Origin of the sequence: Curtobacterium sp. C2H10 (assembly GCF_025407985.1) — a bacterium.
Lineage (GTDB): Bacteria > Actinomycetota > Actinomycetes > Actinomycetales > Microbacteriaceae > Curtobacterium.
The window spans coordinates 1-1328 of sequence record NZ_JABXGF010000097.1 but is presented as its reverse complement, the minus strand read 5'-3'; the positions used below and the strand labels follow the sequence as shown (position 1 = coordinate 1328).

Sequence of the window (1328 nt, the reverse complement as noted above, 5' to 3'; positions counted from 1 at the left end):
GGTCACCGCACCGGCGACCTGCGTCCCCGAGGCGATGCCGTCGGCGCCCGACGTGGACGGTGCCGCGGCCGGAGCCGAGGACGACGGTGCGGCCGGGGCCGCGGGCGCTGCGGGACGGGTGACCGACGACACCGCGTCGCCGAGGACCCCGAGTGCGTTGCCGGTCGCGGACACCGGCGCGTCGATCGACGGCGCCACCTGTGTGCCCGAGGCGGTGCCGTCCGCTCCGGAGGTCGTCGCCGCGTTCGCCGCGACCGCACCCCCGAGCGTCAGACCGCCGACGAAGAGGGCGAACCAGAGCCCTCTCGAGACGTACTTGTTCATGATCGTTGCTCCCTGATCGAGATGAGATGTGGACCGACCGCGATGGCGGTCGGTGGTGCGTGCCTGCCGTGTCGGACAGGCGCACCGATCTCAGTCAGGGGCGACGTCGTGCTCGCCGACGATGGACGCGGGGACGGCGTCGTCGGCGATGGTGCCGCGTGACCCCGCGGCGAGGGAGACCTGGTCGTCGGAACCGACGATGCCGACGGCTGCTGCCGACCCGGCGGAACCGGCAGCGCTGCCGCCGAGGGAACCGGTGGCGGAACCGTCCACGGGGCCGCCGAACGTGACGCCGTGGCCCTCGGGGACGAGGAGTGCCCGGCCGCCGAACGTCGCGCCCTGCACGCCCGGTGCCGCGGCGGTGCTCGCGCCTCCGGCGAGCACGGAGGCCCGCTCGGTGGAGACGGCGTCCGTCCGCTCGGCAGCAGTCCCCTGCGCCACGGCTGCCGGCGCGACAGCGCTGGCAGCGCTCGGGGACGTGAGCGACGGTGTCGACGCGACCGGGGCCGTGGACGTGCCGCCCACCGGAGCGGTGGGGAGTCCGACGACGGGATCCGTGCCTCCTGGCAGGACGCCGCCGACCGTCGGCGGCAGGCCGGTGAGCACGTCCGGCACCGATCCGACGACCGTGCCGACGCCGCCGAGGGTGTCGTCCACCAGCCCGCTGACCGGGTCGGTCACGGTGCCGAGGGTGTCGTCGCCGAGGACCGTGCCGACGACAGGGAGGCCGCCGACCACCTGGTCGAGCGAGTGCACGACGGTGGTCACGGGGCGAGCGTCGGTGAGGGTCTGGACGGCGCCGGTGACGGGACGGAGGACGGTCGCGACCGTGCCGGTGACGGGCCTGGAGGCGCTGCTCGCCTCCGCCGGTCCGGCCTGCGATGCTGCGGGGGTCGCGCTGGTCGCTGCGGGTGCCGCCGCGGCGGCGGTCGCGGGCTGCGCTGCCGGTGCTGCGGGTGCAGCCGGGGCGGGCGCGGTGTGTGCCGGTGTGGACGGTGCCGGAG

At 76.1% G+C, this 1328-nt stretch carries 1 protein-coding gene and 1 pseudogene; both read right to left on the bottom strand.

What is annotated here, in order from left to right; genetic code table 11:
* Nucleotides 1-324, bottom strand: a pseudogene (locus tag HWD93_RS18165) (hypothetical protein); the annotation flags it as partial.
* A gap of 90 nt (nt 325-414) precedes the next feature.
* Nucleotides 415-1328 (bottom strand): hypothetical protein (locus tag HWD93_RS18160; RefSeq protein ID WP_261647567.1); only part of this gene is annotated, 914 nt, incomplete at its 5' end.